Source organism: Streptomyces sp. DG2A-72, assembly GCF_030499575.1.
Classification (GTDB): Bacteria; Actinomycetota; Actinomycetes; order Streptomycetales; family Streptomycetaceae; genus Streptomyces.
Window position 1 is genome coordinate 1,961,327 of sequence record NZ_JASTLC010000001.1, and the last position, 18,117, is coordinate 1,979,443.

Consider the following 18,117-nt stretch of genomic DNA (forward strand, 5'->3'; position numbering starts at 1 on the left):
AGGGGGGTGCCGTGCTCGGTGACCACACCATGTGCCGAGTCGTGCCGCGCGACCGAATGCCCGATCGCGGCAGTCGGCCGGCTTTGCCAGCTCACCCGGCATGCACGGAGATCGATGTCGGCATGCCGTAAGTGAGATACCCCCCTTTCGAACCGGACAAAGAGCCGGGCCGCCCGGGGGCGGGCGGTCCACCGGACGAGAGGGACCAGACTCATGAGCTCAGTTCTGCGCCCGGCCAGTACGGGCCAGGATCCGACCACCGCCGGTGCCTACCGGCCCATCTCCACTCACCTGGCCATCACGCCACCGGTGAGTGTGGTGATTCCCGCCATGAACGAGGCGGAGAATCTTCCGTACGTCTTCAAGACGCTGCCCAGCTGGATCCACGAAGTGGTTCTGGTGGACGGCAACTCCACCGACGGCACCGTCGAAGTGGCCCGCGAGCTGTGGCCCGACGTCAAGGTCGTCGAGCAGCGCGGCAAGGGCAAGGGGGACGCGCTGATCACCGGGTTCGAGGCGGCCACCGGCGACATCATCGTGATGGTCGACGCGGACGGCTCGGCCGACGGCAACGAGATCGTGTCGTACGTCTCCGCCCTCGTCTCGGGCGCGGACTTCGCCAAGGGCTCACGCTTCGCCAACGGCGGCGGCACCGACGACATGACGCCGATCAGAAAGCTCGGCAACTGGGCGCTGTGCACGGCCGTCAACCGCAAGTTCGGCGCCCGCTACACGGATCTCTGCTACGGATACAACGCGTTCTGGCGGCACTGCCTGGACAAGATCGAGCTCGACTGCACCGGCTTCGAGATCGAGACCCTGATCAACATCAGGGTGGTCAAGGCGGGTCTGAAGGTGCAGGAGATACCCAGCCACGAGTACCTCCGCATCCACGGCACCAGCAATCTGCGGGCCGTGCGGGACGGGCTGCGGGTGCTCAAGGTGATCCTCAAGGAGCGCTCCAACCGGCGTGCCCTGCGCCGCCGTGAGCAGCACTCCCCGATGCTCGACTCGGTGCTCGACTCGGCGCGGGGAGAGGTGTCTTGAGCAGTCCGGACATCTCCGTCGTGATCTGCGTCTACACCGAGGACCGCTGGGAGGACATCCTCGCGGCGGTCGCCTCGGTCCGGGCACAGTCCCGGCCCGCCCTGGAGACACTGCTGATCGTCGACCACAACGCGGCGCTCCTGGACCGGCTGGCCCAGGAGTACAAGGAAGTGGCCGAGGTGCGGGTGCTGGCCAACGCGGGTCCCCGCGGTCTGTCCGCCGGCCGGAACACCGGTATCGCGGCCTCGCACGGCGAGGTGATCGCCTTCCTCGACGACGACGCCGTCGCCGAACGCGACTGGCTGCGGCACTTCGCGGACGGGTACGCCGACCCGCGCGTCCTGGCGGTCGGCGGGCGCACCATGCCGATCTGGGCGTCGCGGCGCCGGCCGGCCTGGTTCCCGGAGGAGTTCGACTGGGTGGTGGGCTGCACCTACAAAGGCCTGCCCGCCGGCCGGGTCCGGGTGCGCAACGTCCTCGGCGGCAACGCCTCGTTCCGTCGTACGGCGTTCGAGGCGGCCGGCGGATTCGCCACCGGCATCGGACGCGACGGCGACAAGCGCCCGCTGGGCTGCGAGGAGACGGAGCTGTGCATCCGGCTCACCCGGGCCAGACCGGAGGGCGTGCTGCTGATCGACGACCGTGCGGTGATCCACCACAGGGTGCCCGAGGCGCGTGAGCACTTCGGGTACTTCCGCACGCGCACATACGCCGAGGGCCTGTCCAAGGCGCTGGTGGCCCGAAGTGTCGGCGCGGACAAGGGACTTGAGTCGGAGCGCCGGTACGCGACCCGGGTGCTGCCCGCCGGAGTGGCCCGCGGGCTGCGCGACGCCCTGCTGGCCCGGCCGGGCGGCGCGGGACGGGCGGGCGCGATCGTCGCGGGGGTGCTGACGGCGGCGGGTGGATACGTCGTGGGGAGCGTGCGGGCACGCAAGGGGGCTTTCGTCGTGCCGGAGTCGGGGGGCGGTCGTGACTGACGCGCGCGTGCCGATACTCATGTACCACGCGGTGGCAGCCGAACCGAGCGATGCCACCCGTGCCCTGTCGGTGACACCCGAGGCGTTCGCCGAACAGATGGCGGCGATCGCCGACCTGGGCCTCACCCCCGTCTCCACGGCGGAGCTGGCCGAACGCTGGCGCTACGGCGGACCGCTGCCCGACCGCCCGGTCCTGGTCACCTTCGACGACGGCTACGAGGGCGTGCACCGGCACGCCCTGCCCGTGCTCGCCAAGCACTCCTTCGCGGCAACCGTGTTCGTCACCACCGGCTGGCTGCGCGGCCCGCACAACGCGGGCGGCGCACTCGACACCATGCTCGACTGGGACCAGGTCCGCGACCTCGCGTCCGCCGGCGTCGAGATCGGCGGGCACAGCCACACCCACCCGCAGCTCGACCAGCTCCCGGACGACCGGCTGCGCCGGGAGCTGATCCTGTGCAAGGAGATCGTCCAGGACGAACTGGGCTCCGTACCGGCCTCGTTCGCCTACCCGTACGGCTACTCCAGCCGCCGGGTGCGCGAGGCGGTCCACGAGACGGGGTACGGCCAGGCGCTCGCCGTCAACAACGGCCTCGCGCGGCGCCGGCAGGGGCCGTACGCCCTGACCCGTCTCACCGTGCGGCGCAGCACGTCGACCGACGAGTTCACGCGGCTGGCCGAGGGCCGCCGAATCGCGCGTACGTTCGCGGGGGACCGTGCCCTCACCAAGGGGTACGCCCTGGTCCGCAGAGCCCGACAGGTCCGCCGGAAGGCCATCCGTTCCCGTGTCTGACACGACCACCAAGACCGAGGCCCAGCCCGGGACACAGGCGCCCGAGCGGTCGCGGCGCCGGCTGCGTCTGCCCGGCCTCGGCCGGTCCGGGGGCGGCAGCCAGCTGTTCCGCAACGCCTACGCGCTGATGCTCAACACCGGTATCTCCGCTGTGCTGGGCCTCGGCTACTGGGTGGTCGCCGCCCGCTACTACTCCGAGTCCGCGGTCGGCCAGGGCTCCGCCGCGATCGCCGCGTTGAAGCTCCTCGCGGGGCTGACCGCGGTGACGCTGACCGGCGCGCTGGCCCGCTTCATACCGCTCGCCGGACGCAGCACCGGGCGGCTCATCTTCCGTACCTACGCGGGCAGTTCGGTGATCGTGGCGCTGGCCGCGGGCGTCTTCCTGCTCACGCTGGACATGTGGGGGCCGTCGTACCGCTTCCTGAACGGGCCGTTGCCCGCACTCGGGTTCGTGGTCGCGGTGATCGCCTGGAATCTGCTCACCCTCCAGGACGGGGTGCTGACCGGACTGCGCAACGCGCTGTGGGTGCCGGTGGGCAACACCGTGTTCTCCGCGGTCAAGCTGGTGCTGCTGGTCGTGATCGCCGCGGCGGTCCCGATGGCAGGCGTCTTCGTGTCGTGGGTCGCGGCGATCGCCGTGTCGGTGCTGCCGCTGGGCTGGCTGGTGTTCCGGCGGCTGGTGCCGGGGCACGTCAAGGCGACCGACGAGCACGCCGAGCCGCCGACGCTGAGGGAGATCGGGCGGTTCCTGGCGGGCGACTACACCGGTTCGCTGTTCTCGCTCGCGGTGGTCTATCTGGTGCCGGTGATCGTCGCCGCGCAGGTGAGTTCCGCCGACAACGCGTACTTCTACATCGCCGCCACCATCGGCGGGACGGTCAATCTGCTCGCCATCAACATGGGCGCCTCCCTGACCGTCGAGGGCTCGCACGATCCGGGGCGGCTGGCCGCCAACACCCGTGCCGCACTGAAGCGGATGGCCCGGATCATGGTGCCGGTCGCCGTCATCCTGTTCTTCGGCGCCCCGTGGATCCTCGGTGTCTTCGGCGGGGGCTACGCGGACGCGGCCACGCCGTTGCTGCGGTGGTTCGCGGTGGGCGGGCTGCTGCGGGTCGTGATGGAGACGTACTTCGCGGTGCTGCGAGCGCAGAGCCGTACCGCCGGACTCGCGTGGCTGCAGGGGCTGTTGTGTGCCCTGGTGCTCGGGCTGACGCTGGTGCTGCTGCCCCGCATGGGGCTGACCGGAGCGGGCGTCGCCGAGGTCGGCAGCCTCGCCGTGATCGTGGCGATCGCCGCGCCCAAGCTCTTGCGGACCGTCATGACCGCACCGGCCGCCGCTCCCCAGGACGCGGCACCGCCCGACGGGGACCTCGCCGACCTGGGGGCGCGCGAGGTCCCCGTCAGGCCCGGCTGGGCGCTCGACTCCGACACGCTCACCCTGGGCATCCACGTCGACTTCGACCATCAGGAACGCCGTCCGGATGTGCGTCCGGGGCCGGGGACGCCGCCTACGGGGACGCCGGTGGTGCGGGTGGACCATCACCGGCCGACCTGGGCGCATCAGCCGAGGGTGCCGGAGGTCGTGGGGCTGCCGGTGGAGGAGCGGGAGCCGGGCCTGGAGGTGTCTGCCGCTCCTGATCCGTCTGCTCCGGCGCCGGTGGCCGAGGTTCCGGACATCCCGGAACCCCCGGAACCCCGCTCCCTCCGCGAACGCCTGCAACCCACCCGTTCCGGCCTGTTCCTCGGCTGTCTGCTGATCGCCGCCCTGCTCCTGTACTGGGTCCCGGCGCTGCGCCTCGGCGAGACCGACCTGGACGGCATGGGCGGGCTGGGGCTGATCTCCGTACTGCCGCTGCCGACGCTGACCGGCGCCGCGCTGCTGATCGTGGTGTTCGCCTCGCTGCTCTGGCCTCAGCGTGAGCACCGGGCCCTGCTGCTGATCACGCTGCTCGCCACCGTCGTGTCGCTGCACGCGCTGCCCGCGGTGATCGAGACGGAACCGCGGTTCGCGACGGCCTGGCAGCATCTGGGCTTCCTCGACTACATCGACCGGACCGGGTCCGCCGTACCCGACCTGGACGCGCGCTGGAGCTGGCCGGGCTTCTTCGCGGCGGCCACGTTCGTGGCGGAGGCCTGCGGGGTCACGGACTTCACCGGGATCATCCGCTGGTGGCCGCTGACCATGCAGCTGCTGTACCTGGTGCCGGTGTTCCTGCTCACCCGCTCGATGCGGGCGAGCTGGCGCGCCAAGTGGACCGGCGTCTGGGTGTTCGTGCTCAGCGGGTGGGTCGGCCAGGACTACTTCTCACCGCAGGGCTTCACCTATCTGCTGTACCTGGTGTTCGCGGCGATCCTGCTGGTGTGGTTCCGCGCGCGCCGGGTGATCTGGACGAAGCAGCGGCCCGGCGAGGCGGAGGTCGAGCCGACGGACCGGCGGCAGCGTGCCGTGCTGCTGATGGTCGTGCTCGGCCTGTTCGCGGCGACCGTGCCCGCGCACCAGCTGACCCCGTTCGTGATGCTGGGCTTGGTGACGGTCCTCGTCCTGATCGGCAAGTCCGAACTGCGCGGCCTGCCCATCCTGTTCGGCGTGATGGTGATCTCCTGGATCGGCTTCATGGCCGAGCCGTACTGGTCCGGCCACTTCGACGAGCTGTTCGGCGGGGTCGGCGGCGTCGGCGGCAATGTGTCCTCGTCGGTGTCCGGCCGGATCGAGGGCGGCAGCTCGACACACAAACTCGTGCTGTACGCGCGCGTGCTGCTCGCCGGCGGTGTGCTGGCGTTCGCCTGCTGGGGCTGGTGGCGGCGGCGCGACCACAAGTACCGGGAGCGCTCGCTGCTCGTCCTGACCTTCGTGCCGTTCCTGGGCTTCGGCATGCAGTCGTACGGCGGTGAAATGGCGCTGCGCGTCTTCATGTTCGCGCTGCCGGGCGCCGCCCTGCTCATGGGTCTCGCCCTCTTCCCCCGTACCGGCGTCACCGCGAAGGAGCGCGCCAAGGACCGGGTGAGCCTGGCACCGCTGGCCGCGCTGATGGCGGGGCTCGTCCTCATGGGCGGCTTCCTGGTGGCCCGTTGGGGCAACGAGCCGTTCGAGCGGGTACGGCCCGGCGAGGTCGCCGGCATGGAGTACGTGTACGCCCATGACGAGCCGAGCGCCCGGCTGCTGTGGCTGAGCAGCGACACGGTGAACGACGTGACTCCGGCGATGCCGTGGGGCTCGCAGGACATGGAGAAGGTGGCGTATCTGCCGACTCTGGCGCCGACCGACCCGGTGCTGGTGTCGGGGCTGGTCAAGGCGCTGAAGGACGCGGGCCCGAACTCGTATCTGATGATCAACCGCAGTCAGGTGGTCTATCTGCAGTTGGACATGGGCTATTCGAAGACCTGGGACACCAGGCTCATCCAGAACCTGGACAGGCGGCGGGAGTTGACGAAGGCCTACGTCAACGAGGACGTGACGATCTACACCCTGCGCAAGCAGCCCGCGGGCGACATCCCCAAGGCCGACCCCGGTCCGATCGGGCCCCAGGTGACCTGGACGCCCTGGTCGGTCGTCGGAGGCCTCGCCGCCCTCGCGCTGATCGTGCTGCTCACGGCGCGCGAGGTGGTCCGGGTCGCGGTGCGGCCGAGCGTGCGGCAGCTGCGCCGGCTGCAGAGCACGTTCTGGTTCTCGCTGCCTCTGCTGGCGGTGCTGCTGGCTTCGCTGGTGCAGCGGTTCCTGACGATCAAGTAGGTGAAGTGGCTCAACGCCGGAGCCACTTCACCTCGTACGCCTGCATCGTGATCCGATGGCCGTCGACCGTCACGCCGACCTGCCGGTCCCGCGTGTTGACCACGAGGGCGACCTTGTCGGTGGCGAGGACCCGGACCTTGGAGACGTCTGCCTTCGCGACGGAGACGTTCTCGTACCGCGTGCCGGGCGGGAACTCGGCGTTGAAGCGCGAGACCAGGTCGTACATGGGCAGCTTCTGGCCACCCCGACTCCCGGATGTGGGCGTCCACAGGCATCCGGGGCATTCGGTGCCCTTCTCCTCCTCCGGGTTCCAGTAGAAGCCGGAGGAGGCGCCGCCCTTGGCCATCGCGATCATCCCGGCGGCCTGGACGGCGCCGCGGCGGGGCTCGGACCAGTCGTGCCGGTCGTCGTTGCCGTCGGCGGGCTCGACGTAGTACTCGGCCCACCACAACGGCAGTCCGGGGGCCCGCTCGCGCACCCACTGGCCGACGGCGGTGAACTTGTCGGCGGCGGCGAACTCGTCGGGCAGCAGTTCGTCGTCCCTGGTGTAGCTGGAGCCGTCGACGACGACGAAGTCGGCGCCGGCCTTGTGCTCGTTCCAGTAGTCGAAGGCGTCCAGGATCCGCTGGTCCATCGCGCCCCAGGGCCCCTTGAACGTCCTCGACGCGTCGTCCTCACGCGGATCGAGACTGTCCATGACCAGGTACGGGCCGCCGACCAGGATGTCCTTGTCGACCTTCTTCAGCGCCTTGTGGACGAGGTTGTAGAGCTTGGTGTAGCCCTCGTGGTCCCAGCGGGCCTCGGCGTCGTTCCAGAAGCCCTTGAACTCGTTCCAGACGATGAAGTGGCGCACGTCCGGATAGCGCCTGGCGACGGTCGCGGCGAGCGCGGCGTAGTCGTCGAAGTGCTCGGGCTCCGGCGCGGTCTCCAGAGCGGCCTGACTCCAGTCGGTGTCGTCGACACCCGCCTTGCCGCCCTTCATCCAGTCCGGCGCGCAGCACAGTGTGACCACCGGGGTGCCGCCGGACCGACGGACGAAGTCGATACGGCTGTCCATCGCCTCGAAGTCGTAACGCCCCTTCACCGGCTCGGGGTTGTCGGCACCCCAGCCCATGATGTGCTGGATCTGCGGCAGGCCCCCGCCCTGCGACAGCAGCCCCTCGACGCGGGCGACGGCGGCGGAACTGCCCTCGTCGGCGCTGAACTGGGTGTGCGTGAAGCCCCAGCCGACCTCGGGCTCGGGCTTGTCCGGCGTGGGGGCCGGTGTGCCGTGCACCTTGTCGCCCGCGCGTGAGGTGCCGTCGGTACTCGTGCCGTTCCCCGGAAGCGTGTTGAGCAGGGTCACGACCAGGGCCAGCGCGGCCGCACCCACACCGAGCAGCGCGGTGAGCCGCCACCGCCCTGCCCCCGAATTCCACCCATGACGTCCCATCGGGGGCAACAATATCGGCGGAAACGGCCGTTCGGGAGGCTGTTCCCGTTACCGGACGGACACCACCAACACCGGCGATACACCACACACCCGACACTCCGGGCCCACTGCGGAAACCGGGTGCGCACGGCGCCCGCGTGCCGGATCATGGCCCCATGTCTGTGAACCCTCACGAAGCTCTGCCGATCCGGCTCAACGTCGACGACAGCGACTCGCCGTCCGACGTCGTCGACGCGCTGTTCCTCGGCCGCTTCGCGACGGGCGAACAGCCGTACTCGCACGCGGCGAACATCGAGCGCGTACGGTCCGGGGCCACCCTCCTGCCGCCGGGCGCCCGCGTGCTGCGCTCCGCCCGCGACGACGACCGCAGCGCGACGCTGGCGGAGGGCGACGGCTGGACGATGCTGATCTCCCGCTGGAACCGGGGCGCCGACGTCACCGTCACGGCGACCAGCGAGGAGCTGGCGGAGAAGGTCCTAGACCAGGCCACGGACGGCGCCGCGGACGAACCCGAGCCGCAGCCGGAGAACGTGACGATGGGGTTCTGGTACGTCTCCCCCAGGCGCGGCCCGCACCGCACGACACGGCAGATCTCCGCGGGTACGTGGGACGAGGTGCGGCCCAACTACACCGCGCCGGTCGCGGACGCGATGGACCGCCTGATGAAGACGACCCCGGAGGACATCGCGGGCCGTCTGCTCCTGCTGCACGGCCCGCCGGGCACCGGCAAGACGTCGGCGCTGCGCACGCTGGCCCGGTCCTGGCGGGACTGGTGCCAGGTGGACTGCGTGCTGGACCCAAGCGGCTCTTCAGTGACGTCGGCTATCTGATGGACATCGCGATCGGCGAGGAGGACTCGACGGGCAAGGGCCGCTGGCGGCTGCTGCTCCTGGAGGACTGCGACGAACTGATCCGCGGCGAGGCGAAGCACACCGCCGGCCAGGCGCTGTCGCGGCTGCTGAACCTGACGGACGGCCTCCTCGGACAGGGCCGCAACGTCCTGGTCGGCGTCACCACCAACGAGGACCTGGAACGCCTCCACCCGGCCGTCGTCCGCCCCGGCCGCTGTCTCGCCCGCATCGAGGTCGGGCCGCTGACCCACGCGGAGTCGGTGAACTGGCTCGGCACGGACGAGGGCATCGACCGCGAGGGCGCGACCCTGGCCGAGCTGTACGCACTGCGCCGGGGCACGTCACCGACGTCGCTGCCGGAGCCGCGGGGGCGGGCGGACGCGGGGCTGTATCTCTAGGCGGTAGCTGTAGCCAGGCGGTAGCTGTAGCCGGTGGTTTCGGGCGACCGGTGCTTTGATGGACGTATGACCCTGTTCGTCGGCACGTCGGGGTGGCAGTACAAGGACTGGCGGGGCGTTCTCTACCCGGCGGACTGCCCCACGCGGCTCTGGCTGGAGGAGTACGCGAAGCGGTTCGCGACGGTCGAGATCAACAACGCCTTCTACCGGCTGCCGACGCGGGAGAACTTCGAGGCCTGGCGGGAGCGCGTCCCGCCGGACTTCGTGGTCGGGGTCAAGGCGAGCCGCTATCTCACCCACATCAAGCGGCTGCGGGACCCCGAGGAACCGGTGCACCGCCTGATGACCCACGCGGCCGGCCTCGGCGACCGCCTGGGCCCGGTCCTCCTCCAGCTGCCGCCCACCCTCCGCGCCGACCCCGGTCTCCTTGACGCCTGCCTCGCCTGCTTCCCGCGCGGCACCCGCGTCGCCGTCGAACCGCGCCACCACTCCTGGTGGACCGAGTCGATCCGCCAGGTCCTCGAATCCCGGGGCGCGGCCCTGTGCTGGGCCGACATCCAGGCCCGCCCGATGACCCCCCTGTGGCGCACCACCGACTGGGGCTACATCCGCTTCCACCAAGGCCGGGCCCAGCCCTGGCCCCGCTACGGCCGCCAGTCCCTGACCACCTGGGTCCACCGCATCACCGACACCTGGACCGACGGCCACGACGTCTATGCCTACTTCAACAACGACCCGGGCGGAGCGGCGGTGGAGGACGCGGTGCTGTTCGCGGGGGTGGCGAGGAAGGCGGGGCTGAGGGTGACGCGGGTACCGGAGCAGGTGCCGACGACGTGACCGTCTGTCCTCTCAGCCCTTGCTGTATGCAGCCCGCACCGCATCCCGGACGGCGGCAAGTGCTTCCTCTTCGCCGAGCCCCAGCCGCCGCACACGCTCCACGTACGCCTGAGCGGCCGACGCGGCCTCCCGTTCAGCGGCGGAGCCCGCGGCAGCCACGAACGTCCCGTTCCGCCCCCGCGTCTCGATCACCCCGTCCGCCTCCAGCGCCCGATACGCCTTGGCGACCGTGTTCGCGGCCAGGCCGAGCGACTCGGCGAGCCCCCGCACCGTCGGCAGCCGGTACCCCACGGGCAGCACCCCCGCCCGCGCCTGCTCGGAGATCTGCGCACGCACCTGCTCGTACGGCGGGGCACTGTCATCGATGTGGATCTTCAAGGTCACGGGCCGATTGTCCCGCACCGCAGGAAAATGAGAGGCATCCCGGCGCACGGTCCACGTAGCGTGCGCGCATATGACAGTCACCGTGCGCGAGCTGCGCCCCGAAATCCGGGCCGACGTCGAGGGCTTCGCCCACGTCCGCCACCTGGCACTCCCCTTTTATCTCGTCACCCCGGACTCCATCGCCTACGACGTCAATCACGCCCACCCCGACGCGCACTACAGCCCCCTGGTCGCGGTAGAGGACGGCGAGGTCATCGGCACAGCGCAGGTCGGCATGGTCTACGACAGCCCGGACCCCGGCCAGGGCTACGTCAATGTGTACGTGCGCCCGGACCGGACCCGTCGCGGCGCCGGTGCCCTGCTGGTCCGTGCCGCCGAGGAACACCTGGCCGCGCAGGGCGCCACAGCCCTCTTCGCGTGGGTCCTCGACGAGCCCGGCAACCACGCCTTCGCCGAGCGACACGGCTATCGGGCGAGCCGCTCCGCGCACTTCCTCCGCCTGGACCTGGTGGACGGTTCCCTCCCTCCGCTGCAGGACCTCCCACCGGGCGTCGAACTGCGGCCGGCCGCCGACTTCGCGGACGATCCGCGCCCGCTGTTCACGCTGGACGCGGAGACGACGTCGGACGAACCGAGCGACGTCGACTACGAGTTCACGGACTACGAGGCCTGGCTGGAGAGCACCTGGCGGCATCCCCTGTTCAGCCCCGAGCTGACCTCGGTGGCACTCGTCGACGGCCGCCCCGCCGCCTTCAGCGCGGCCCGCACGGACGGTGGCACCCGCTACGGCACCGTGATGACCGGCACCGCCCGCGCCTTCCGCGGCCGGGGCCTCGCCAAGCTCGCCAAGAACGACTCCCTGCACCGCGCCCGCGCCGCCGGATTCACGGAGGCGTTCACGGGCAACGACGCAGGGAACGGCCCGATGCTCGCGATCAACAAGTGGTTCGGGTACGAGATCTGCGCGACGGAGGTGCGCTATGTCCGCGAACTCGGCTGACTCGAAGACCTTTGTAGATGTCGTCCTGGTCAAGGCGGGCCGCACGAAGATCCGTTACCCGGCGCAGCTGCTCGGCGACGACGGCACCCGGATCACGGTGCGCGCCCCCTGGGCAGGCGACACCACCCGTGACTTCGGCTTCGTACGCTTCGAGTCCGGTGACGTCTTCACCGAGTACTACTGGCGCGACCGCTGGTACTCGGTGAAGGAGGTCCGCGACGCCCGAGGCGAGCTGAAGGGCTGGTACTGCGACATCACGCGCCCGGCCGTGCTCTCCGGCGCCGAGCTGGTCGTGGAGGACCTGGACCTCGACCTCTGGCGATCGGCCGACAGCACGGACGTACGACGTCTGGACGAGGACGAGTTCGCCGAGAGCGGGCTGGAGCGGCGGGATCCCGAGGCCGCGGCCTCGGCGATGGCCGCCCTGGACGAGCTGGAGGCCCTGGCGCTCACGGGCGACTTCGAAGCGCTGCTGGCCTGAGGATCACAGCCGGACCACCACCGCATACCGCTCGTCCTCCACCGCCCTCCCCCACAGCCGGGGCTGGTCCGACAGCCGTTCCACGCGCGTTTCTCCAGCGAGCGGCGCGAGCAGCTCGGTGAGCCGGTCGGCGGGTATGCCGACCGGGCTGACCGTGCCCCACACGCCCTCGACCAGCACGAGGCGCCCTCCCCCACTGCCGAAAGCGTGGGAGGTACCCCCAGGGCGCAGCAGGTCTCGCCAGTGCCGCAGGGCGCGGCCGGGGTCGGGCAGGGCCCACAGGACATGGCGTACGAGCACGGTGTCGAACCGGTCCTCGCCCACCGGTGGCGCCGCCGCGTCACCGACGAGGAACACGGCGTCACGGCCGGCGAGCTTCGCTCTCGCCAGCGCGACCATGGCCGGGGACAGATCGACGCCGGTGACGCGGTGCCCCTGCTCGGCCGCGAGGAGCGACAGGCTGCCGGTACCGCAGCCGAGGTCGAGGACGTCGCCCGGCCGCGGGGGCAGCCAGGCGCGCAGCCGGTCGGCCCAGGCCAGGCGCACGTCGGGGTCGCGCAGGCCGTGGTCGGGCTCGTCGTCGAAGGTGAGGGCCGCCGCGTCCCAGTCCGCGACCGCTCCGGCGTGCGTGTTCTCGTCATCACTCATGCTCACAGCGTGACAGCCACCACTGACACTCGAGTCCTGGTCGAGGCTCGCTCGAATGAAGGTCGAAATCGTGATGACCGCCACTGACAGCCGGGCGCCGATGAGGAACCCTCGCCGAAAGGGTCTACCTCCGTGACAACGCGGAACCCGGTAGCCCTGAAGGAGGCAGCCATGCGCCGAGTCACCGTGCAGAAGCCCCTGAAGAAGACGGACGTCCGCCGGCTCCGTGAGCAGGCCGACGAGCGCCCCGCCGAGCGTTCCGAGGTCCGAAAGGACATCGCGCGCACATGGTGGCCGGACGGCTGACCGGGCGGGTGAGGTCAAGACGCGTCAGTGCAGCCGCTTGCTGTAGTGGATGCGGTCGTACGGCCCGTCCGCGCGATGCTCGATGACCTCGTAGCCGTATTTCGGGTAGATCTTCTGGTTCTCCCACATCATCACGTTCGTGTAGAGCCTGACCTCGGGCAGGCCGAGCGCACGCGCGCGTGCGTCCACGAACTCCAGCAGCCGTCGCCCGACGCCCTTGCCATGGGCGTCGGGGTGGACGGCGATGCTGTCGAGGAACAGATGGTCCTCGTGCGTCTCGATCACGACCAGGCCGATCACCGGATCGCCCGTGACGAACACCTTCCCCGCGGCCACGTTCGCCGCGTGGTCCGCCTCCATGGGCACCGGCACCACCCCGATGCGCTCGATATAGGGGCGGTACGCCGCGTCGGTGACGCTCTTCACAGCCGGTACGTCGGCGACCGCGGCGGGCCGGATCTCGTCGTCTGTCATGTCTCGAACCGTAGCTACCTGATCCCAGTCTGAGCACTCCCTTAAAGCAACCATAAGGATCTCCCTCCCCCGCCTCCAGCAGGCGATTTCACGGTCGTCCGGGGCTAGCTTGCTGATCCCCCCCCCACGGGTTCCGGCCCATCGATCCAGTGACCGTTCCGAGGAGTTCCGTCATGCCCGTACGCCGCAAGGTCGCCGCCGTCGCAGCCGTCGGCATCGCCCCGCTCGCCCTGACCGCGCTGGCCGCGCTGGCCGCCGCGCCCGCGTCCGCGCACGGCTCGATGGGCGACCCGGTCAGCCGGGCTGGGAGCAGTTCCTAGATGGGTCGGTCACGGTTGGGCATTTTCGGGCAGGTCAGGGTGGCCTGCGGTGCGAGGCCTGGCGGGTGATCATCTTTGGGCATTCCCGTACGGAATCGATCAGTTGTCTGCCAATCGCAGACACGTACGCCGTAGGGGTGAGATGTGGCGTTAGCTTCGGCTCGTCGAGATCGTCACGGATGGGGCGGGGGTGTGTGGCGTGGGAAAGCGGGCGCGTGGCGGGAAGAGGTGTGAGCTGCGCCCCTACCGTGCGCTGGTGGCCCCGTTCGTGGTCGCCCCGCCGTCCGGCTGCCGGATCCGGACCCGGCTGCACCTCTCGCCGACGGACGCGGTGGTGCTGCGGGCGGTTGGCGAGCATCTGGGGGCGCTGGCCGGGGCGGACCTGGCGGCCCGGGTGCGGATGGGGAACGTACCGGCGGCGAACACCCGGCGGGCGGAGCGCAAGAAGGCCCTGACCTCGCAGTCGTCGTCGCGGTGGGCGGGTGCGATCACCCGCACCTCCGAGGACCAGTACCAGCTGGGCAGGCGGGCGTTGAACGCCCGGATCGGGTCCCTGCGCCGGGCGATCAGTGCGATCGAGGCCCGTCTCGCTGTCCCGCCCGGGACCAGCGTCCGCCGGGGACGAAAGACGGTGCGCGGCTACGCCGACCATGCGGAGCGGCGGGCCAAGCAGCAGCGCCTGCAGATCCTGAAAGGCGATCTACGCCAAGCGGTGCGGGAGCGGGATCGCGGCCGGGTGCGGGTCACCCGGGGCGGGCGCAGGCTGCTGAATTCCCGCCACCACCTCTACGACAACGCGCCCGGACCCAAGCCGCTGTCCGAGGCCGCATGGCAAGCAGAGCTGGGCGGTTGGGATGAGGAATGGTCGGCGCGGTGGATGTTCCTGACCGCGGACGGGGAGGCGGGGGCGCCGTTCGGGAACTACACCATCAGCATCAACCCCACCGACGGCGCCATCGCCCTCGTCCTGCCCGAACCCCTGCGCCAGAAGTACGCCAATGCCCCGCGCGGCCGGTATCTCCTGGACGCGGCGGCACTCTTCACCCACCGGGGCGAGCAGTGGGCCGACCGGATCACCTCGGGCGCCCCGGTACGCTACGACATCACCTACGACCCCGGACGCGGACGCTGGTATCTCGACGCCTCCTGGTCCACGGTGAAGAAGGGCCAGCCGGTTCCCATCCCCACCTTGGACACTCTGCGCGAGCACCGGGTACTGGCGGTCGACGTCAACGCCGGCCACCTCGCCGCCTGGATCCTCGACCCGCACGGCAACCCCGTCGGCACGCCCCGCACCGTCCCCCTGGAACTGGCGGGCCTTCCCGCCCCGACACGGGATGCCCGGCTCCGCGAGGCCGTTTCCCAGCTCATCCACCTCGCCCAGCTCCACGCCTGCGCGGCCCTGGTGATCGAGGACCTGGACTTCGCCGACGCCCGCACCACCGGCCGGGAGAAACTGGGCCGGGGCAGGCGCGGTAAGACCTTCCGCCGCACGGTGGCCGGGATCCCGACCGCGAAGTTCCGCGACCGGCTCACCGGCATGGCCCACCACGCCGGACTGTCCGTGATCGCGGTGGACCCGGCATACACCAGCAAGTGGGGCGCCCAGCACTGGCTGAACCCCCTGAAAGAACAGACTTCCACCAGCACGACCACCACCGTCACGGGGCATCATGCAGCCGCGGTGGTCGTCGGCAGACGCGGTCTGGGCTGCACGGCCCGGCGCAGGAAAGACGGACCCCGCCAAACCCCCGCCACCCACGCCGTAGGGCGTGTTGAGGTGGGGGCCGTGCGACCGGAGGATCGCACCGGGCCAGCCGTCCCCGCAGCGCCGAGTCACCGCAGCCCAGGCCGTATGGAGCGGACGGCTCCGGTCAGGACGACGCGCGGCACCACACCCGGGGTGCGTCAGACGCGAACACGCCCACCCGGAAAGCACCCGCCCCACGGCCCCACCACCGTTCGGGGGCCCAGCATCCACGACCAGCAACTCGAGCTGTTCGGAATGCCCGAAACGGCCGAAACCGGCCAATCAACTTAGGAACGGTTGTTCAGGTCCAGGTCGTCCCAGGCCAGCGGCTGTGCCGGGTCGTAACCGGCCTTGGTGATGTACAGCTTGAAGGTGCCCTTGTGCGGGTCCATGACACGGCACTTGACCCGGTGGCGACGGTCACCGACCCGGCCGCCTCGGGCGGCTACTACACGTTCTCCGGCCGCCTGCCCGAGCGCTCTGGCAAGCATGCTGTACGCGGTCTGGCAGCGTTCGGACAGCCCGGAGGCGTTCTACTCCTGCTCGGACGTCACCTTCGGCGGCAGCAGCGCGACGACCGTTGGCTCCTCCGCGACCCCGTCCGCGCCCTCCGAGGAGCAGATCGAGGATGGTGCCGACAAGTCGACCGTCGAACACCACGGTCACGGCGACGACGACGCGAGTACGTCCGCGGAGCCGACCACCGCGGCTCAGACCGAGGCGGTCGTCGCCAACGACCCGAAGGCGGCCGGCACTTCGGAGATCCTGGCCGAGACCGGCGGCGACAGCAGCACCCCCTACATCGCGGTCGGCGGCGCAGCCGCCCTCGCGCTGAGGGCTGCGGCCCTGTTCGCGTCGGTCCGGCGGCGCACGGTGAGCGGTGGCCGCGAGTGAGCCGTAGGGGCACGCCGGAGGCGAACGAGCAAAAGGCGCAGCACGCCCGCTGACACCCCTGGGGCTCCGGGGCCTGACCGGCGGCTCAGGCCGGTCAGGCCCCGGCGCCGTTCAGCTGGCCCCCGATGCGCAGGTGGTCGGGGTGGCGTGGGCCGGGTCGAGGGCGTTCGCCACCTCGTGGAAGGCGATCCGGCTGAACAGCCCGATGGACACATGCTCGGAGAAGTCGAGCGGGCACAGATCCTGGAGCAGGACGTTGCGCACGCCGGATCCGCTCAGGAACTGGCTCCGGTACGGCGTGACGATCTCGTCGTACTTGGTGGCGAGGACGGTGTAGCTGACGCCGGGGACGGTGTCGCCGCCCGCGTTGAGCTTGGCGAGGAAGGCGGAGCCGGCGATCTGGTCGGCGAGCGCCGGGGTGGCGGTGGTGAGCAGGTCCTCGGCGCCCGGGAAGTACGGCAGCAGCTTGGTCAGGCCGTTGAGGTCAGTGCCGTAATTGCTGGGCGCGATGCCGACGAGTGCCTTCACCTTGGCGGCGCCGCCGAGGAACTTGACGTAGTAGCGGGGCATCATGCCGCCCTGCGCGTGGCCGACGAGGTCGGTCTCGGTGGCGCCGGTCGCGGTGAGCACCTTGTCGACGAAGGTCTTCAGCTGCTCGGCCGACTTGTCGACAGGTCCGAGGCCGTGAAAGAAGGGGACGCCCGGCAGTTGGCCGTAGTCGAGGGAGAAGACGCAGTATCCGCGGTCCTTCAGATACAGCGCGAGGCCCAGACCCAGCCAGTTGTCGACGGAGTTCCCGAAGGTGCCGTGCACCAGGACGACGGGCGTCAAGGTCAGTGCTAGTCAACGACTGTGGTAGCGCTACTGACGAAACGTCACCAGATGGGCCTGAGAGGGCCATAGGGCGCGATGCGTCCCAATCGGTCGCACAACGCCCGCACTTCACTCTCACCGAGCACGTCGACCCACTCCCGCACCGCATCCGCAGCCGCCTCCTCCGCGGCCCGCGTGCAGGCCCACCCCCGCTCGGTCAGCACGACCAGCCGGGCGCGCGCGTCATCGGGATGCGGCCGGCGCTCGACATACCCCTTGCGCACAAGCTCCTCGACGAGCTGACTCGCGGCCTGCTTGGTGACCCCGAGATGGACAGCGAGGTCGGTGACCGTCGCCCCGCCGGGGGCGAGCCGAGTGAACGCGAAGCCGTGCGCGGGTCGCACCTCGAACCCGCGCGCAACGACGCCGTCGTTGATGCGCTGCGTCAGGTCGGCCGCGGCGGAGAGCAGGGCGGCAGTCAGGGCGAGGGCTTCGGAGTTCTGCACGGGGGCATTGAAACACCCTTGACGGATCGGTCAAGCTGCTTGACCATGTTCCATATAGTCAAGCAGCTTGACCATCACGGCCAGGAGGTCCACCCATGCCCGTCATCCGCCCGACCGACGCCGTCACCCACGAGATCCACGGCGCCCGCTTCGTCTCGTACGCCACCCCCCGCACCGGCAGCAAGGAACTCTGCGCCTGGCGCGGTGAGATCCCGCCCGGGACCAAAGCGCCCGCGCACACCGTCAACCGGGAGGAAATCCTGCACCTGCTCGACGGCGAGCTGCTGATCACGCTCGACGGCCGTACCGACCGCGTCACGGCCGGCGACACCCTGATCATCAACCCCGGCGCGACCTTCGGCGTCGAGAACCCGACCGACCGGACCGCGCTCACCTGGGTCACCACCTCCATCGGCCTGGAGGCGGAGCTGGCCGACGGCACGCGCATCGTGCCGCCGTGGGCCAACTGACAGATC

Annotated in this window: 17 protein-coding genes and 3 pseudogenes; 13 read left to right on the top strand and 7 right to left on the bottom strand. The window is 70.5% G+C overall.

Annotated elements, in window-relative coordinates:
• The first annotated feature begins 213 nt into the window (after positions 1-213).
• From QQY66_RS09410 to QQY66_RS09425, 4 genes are read left to right on the top strand one after another with little or no spacing between them, the layout of a single operon-like run.
• The gene (locus QQY66_RS09410) at positions 214-1,047 is read left to right on the top strand and encodes a glycosyltransferase family 2 protein (RefSeq protein ID WP_301978678.1); all 834 of its coding nucleotides are present in this window, start codon (positions 214-216) and stop codon (positions 1,045-1,047) included.
• Positions 1,044-2,024: a glycosyltransferase family 2 protein gene (locus QQY66_RS09415; protein ID WP_301978679.1), complete on the top strand. Its 981-nt coding sequence runs from the start codon at positions 1,044-1,046 to the stop codon at positions 2,022-2,024. The genes QQY66_RS09410 and QQY66_RS09415 overlap by 4 nt, the downstream gene beginning before the upstream one ends.
• Complete coding sequence (locus tag QQY66_RS09420; RefSeq protein WP_301978680.1) at positions 2,017-2,817, top strand: polysaccharide deacetylase family protein; 801 nt, start codon at positions 2,017-2,019, stop codon at positions 2,815-2,817. Before QQY66_RS09415 ends, QQY66_RS09420 begins: the two co-directional genes overlap by 8 nt.
• Positions 2,810-6,547 carry a lipopolysaccharide biosynthesis protein gene (locus QQY66_RS09425; RefSeq protein ID WP_301978681.1) on the top strand — a complete coding sequence of 1,246 codons (3,738 nt, stop codon included), beginning with the start codon at positions 2,810-2,812 and terminating at the stop codon, positions 6,545-6,547. Before QQY66_RS09420 ends, QQY66_RS09425 begins: the two co-directional genes overlap by 8 nt.
• Before the next feature lie 10 nt (positions 6,548-6,557).
• Here QQY66_RS09425 and QQY66_RS09430 read toward each other — a convergent pair whose 3' ends face one another.
• Complete coding sequence (locus QQY66_RS09430) at positions 6,558-7,979, bottom strand: xylan 1,4-beta-xylosidase (RefSeq protein ID WP_301978682.1); 1,422 nt, start codon at positions 7,977-7,979, stop codon at positions 6,558-6,560.
• Between the two features lie 155 nt (positions 7,980-8,134).
• Between QQY66_RS09430 and QQY66_RS09435 the strand changes: the two are divergent.
• Positions 8,135-9,228 (top strand): annotated as a pseudogene (locus QQY66_RS09435) (DUF5925 domain-containing protein).
• 66 nt (positions 9,229-9,294) lie between these two features.
• Complete coding sequence (locus QQY66_RS09440) at positions 9,295-10,065, top strand: DUF72 domain-containing protein (protein WP_301978683.1); 771 nt, start codon at positions 9,295-9,297, stop codon at positions 10,063-10,065.
• Positions 10,066-10,077: 12 nt separating this feature from the next.
• Here the strand turns inward: QQY66_RS09440 and QQY66_RS09445 are convergent, their stop codons facing one another.
• Positions 10,078-10,449, bottom strand: a complete 372-nt coding sequence (locus QQY66_RS09445; protein WP_301978684.1) for a GntR family transcriptional regulator — start codon at positions 10,447-10,449, stop codon at positions 10,078-10,080.
• 70 nt (positions 10,450-10,519) lie between these two features.
• Between QQY66_RS09445 and QQY66_RS09450 the strand changes: the two genes are divergently transcribed.
• Positions 10,520-11,449 carry a GNAT family N-acetyltransferase gene (locus QQY66_RS09450; RefSeq protein WP_301978685.1) on the top strand — a complete coding sequence of 310 codons (930 nt, stop codon included), beginning with the start codon at positions 10,520-10,522 and terminating at the stop codon, positions 11,447-11,449.
• A complete protein-coding gene (locus tag QQY66_RS09455; protein WP_301978686.1) occupies positions 11,430-11,930 on the top strand; it encodes a DUF402 domain-containing protein in 501 nt (166 codons plus the stop codon). Before QQY66_RS09450 ends, QQY66_RS09455 begins: the two co-directional genes overlap by 20 nt.
• Positions 11,931-11,933: 3 nt before the next feature.
• Here QQY66_RS09455 and QQY66_RS09460 read toward each other — a convergent pair whose 3' ends face one another.
• Entirely contained in the window at positions 11,934-12,578 is a 645-nt protein-coding gene (locus QQY66_RS09460) for a bifunctional 2-polyprenyl-6-hydroxyphenol methylase/3-demethylubiquinol 3-O-methyltransferase UbiG (protein ID WP_301978687.1), read from the bottom strand.
• A 171-nt stretch (positions 12,579-12,749) separates the two neighbouring features.
• Between QQY66_RS09460 and QQY66_RS09465 the strand changes: the two genes are divergently transcribed.
• Positions 12,750-12,884, top strand: coding sequence for a hypothetical protein (locus tag QQY66_RS09465; RefSeq protein WP_301978688.1), 135 nt, complete (start codon positions 12,750-12,752; stop codon positions 12,882-12,884).
• 24 nt (positions 12,885-12,908) lie between these two features.
• Here the strand turns inward: QQY66_RS09465 and QQY66_RS09470 are convergent, their stop codons facing one another.
• Positions 12,909-13,358 carry a GNAT family N-acetyltransferase gene (locus tag QQY66_RS09470; protein ID WP_301978689.1) on the bottom strand — a complete coding sequence of 150 codons (450 nt, stop codon included), beginning with the start codon at positions 13,356-13,358 and terminating at the stop codon, positions 12,909-12,911.
• A gap of 173 nt (positions 13,359-13,531) precedes the next feature.
• Between QQY66_RS09470 and QQY66_RS09475 the strand changes: the two genes are divergently transcribed.
• On the top strand, positions 13,532-13,678 hold the full coding sequence (locus QQY66_RS09475) for a hypothetical protein (protein ID WP_301978690.1): 147 nt from the start codon (positions 13,532-13,534) through the stop codon (positions 13,676-13,678).
• A gap of 256 nt (positions 13,679-13,934) precedes the next feature.
• Positions 13,935-15,719: a hypothetical protein gene (locus QQY66_RS09480; protein WP_301978691.1), complete on the top strand. Its 1,785-nt coding sequence runs from the start codon at positions 13,935-13,937 to the stop codon at positions 15,717-15,719.
• Between the two features lie 5 nt (positions 15,720-15,724).
• Here the strand turns inward: QQY66_RS09480 and QQY66_RS09485 are convergent.
• Positions 15,725-15,832, bottom strand: a pseudogene (locus QQY66_RS09485) (lytic polysaccharide monooxygenase); the annotation flags it as partial.
• A gap of 3 nt (positions 15,833-15,835) precedes the next feature.
• On the opposite strand from QQY66_RS09485, the pseudogene QQY66_RS09490 reads away from it, so the two are divergent.
• A pseudogene (locus QQY66_RS09490) lies at positions 15,836-16,322 on the top strand (lytic polysaccharide monooxygenase); the annotation flags it as partial.
• Between the two features lie 111 nt (positions 16,323-16,433).
• On the opposite strand, the gene QQY66_RS09495 reads toward QQY66_RS09490, so the two are convergent.
• Together QQY66_RS09495 and QQY66_RS09500 are read right to left on the bottom strand one after the other, a co-directional pair.
• Positions 16,434-17,153, bottom strand: a complete 720-nt coding sequence (locus QQY66_RS09495) for a triacylglycerol lipase (protein WP_301978692.1) — start codon at positions 17,151-17,153, stop codon at positions 16,434-16,436.
• 44 nt (positions 17,154-17,197) lie between these two features.
• Entirely contained in the window at positions 17,198-17,641 is a 444-nt protein-coding gene (locus QQY66_RS09500; RefSeq protein ID WP_301978693.1) for a MarR family winged helix-turn-helix transcriptional regulator, read from the bottom strand.
• A gap of 95 nt (positions 17,642-17,736) precedes the next feature.
• Here QQY66_RS09500 and QQY66_RS09505 point away from each other — a divergent pair, with 95 nt between their 5' ends.
• Positions 17,737-18,111 carry a cupin domain-containing protein gene (locus QQY66_RS09505; protein WP_301978694.1) on the top strand — a complete coding sequence of 125 codons (375 nt, stop codon included), beginning with the start codon at positions 17,737-17,739 and terminating at the stop codon, positions 18,109-18,111.
• Positions 18,112-18,117: the final 6 nt, after the last annotated feature.

Coding starts and splice junctions, on each gene's coding strand:
- QQY66_RS09410 (WP_301978678.1), top strand. CDS start 214: ATGAGCTCAGTTCTGCGCCCGGCCAGTACGGGCCAGGATCCGACCACC.
- QQY66_RS09430 (WP_301978682.1), bottom strand. CDS start 7,979: ATGGGACGTCATGGGTGGAATTCGGGGGCAGGGCGGTGGCGGCTCACC.
- QQY66_RS09440 (WP_301978683.1), top strand. CDS start 9,295: ATGACCCTGTTCGTCGGCACGTCGGGGTGGCAGTACAAGGACTGGCGG.
- QQY66_RS09450 (WP_301978685.1), top strand. CDS start 10,520: ATGACAGTCACCGTGCGCGAGCTGCGCCCCGAAATCCGGGCCGACGTC.
- QQY66_RS09455 (WP_301978686.1), top strand. CDS start 11,430: ATGTCCGCGAACTCGGCTGACTCGAAGACCTTTGTAGATGTCGTCCTG.
- QQY66_RS09460 (WP_301978687.1), bottom strand. CDS start 12,578: ATGAGTGATGACGAGAACACGCACGCCGGAGCGGTCGCGGACTGGGAC.
- QQY66_RS09465 (WP_301978688.1), top strand. CDS start 12,750: ATGCGCCGAGTCACCGTGCAGAAGCCCCTGAAGAAGACGGACGTCCGC.
- QQY66_RS09470 (WP_301978689.1), bottom strand. CDS start 13,358: ATGACAGACGACGAGATCCGGCCCGCCGCGGTCGCCGACGTACCGGCT.
- QQY66_RS09475 (WP_301978690.1), top strand. CDS start 13,532: ATGCCCGTACGCCGCAAGGTCGCCGCCGTCGCAGCCGTCGGCATCGCC.
- QQY66_RS09505 (WP_301978694.1), top strand. CDS start 17,737: ATGCCCGTCATCCGCCCGACCGACGCCGTCACCCACGAGATCCACGGC.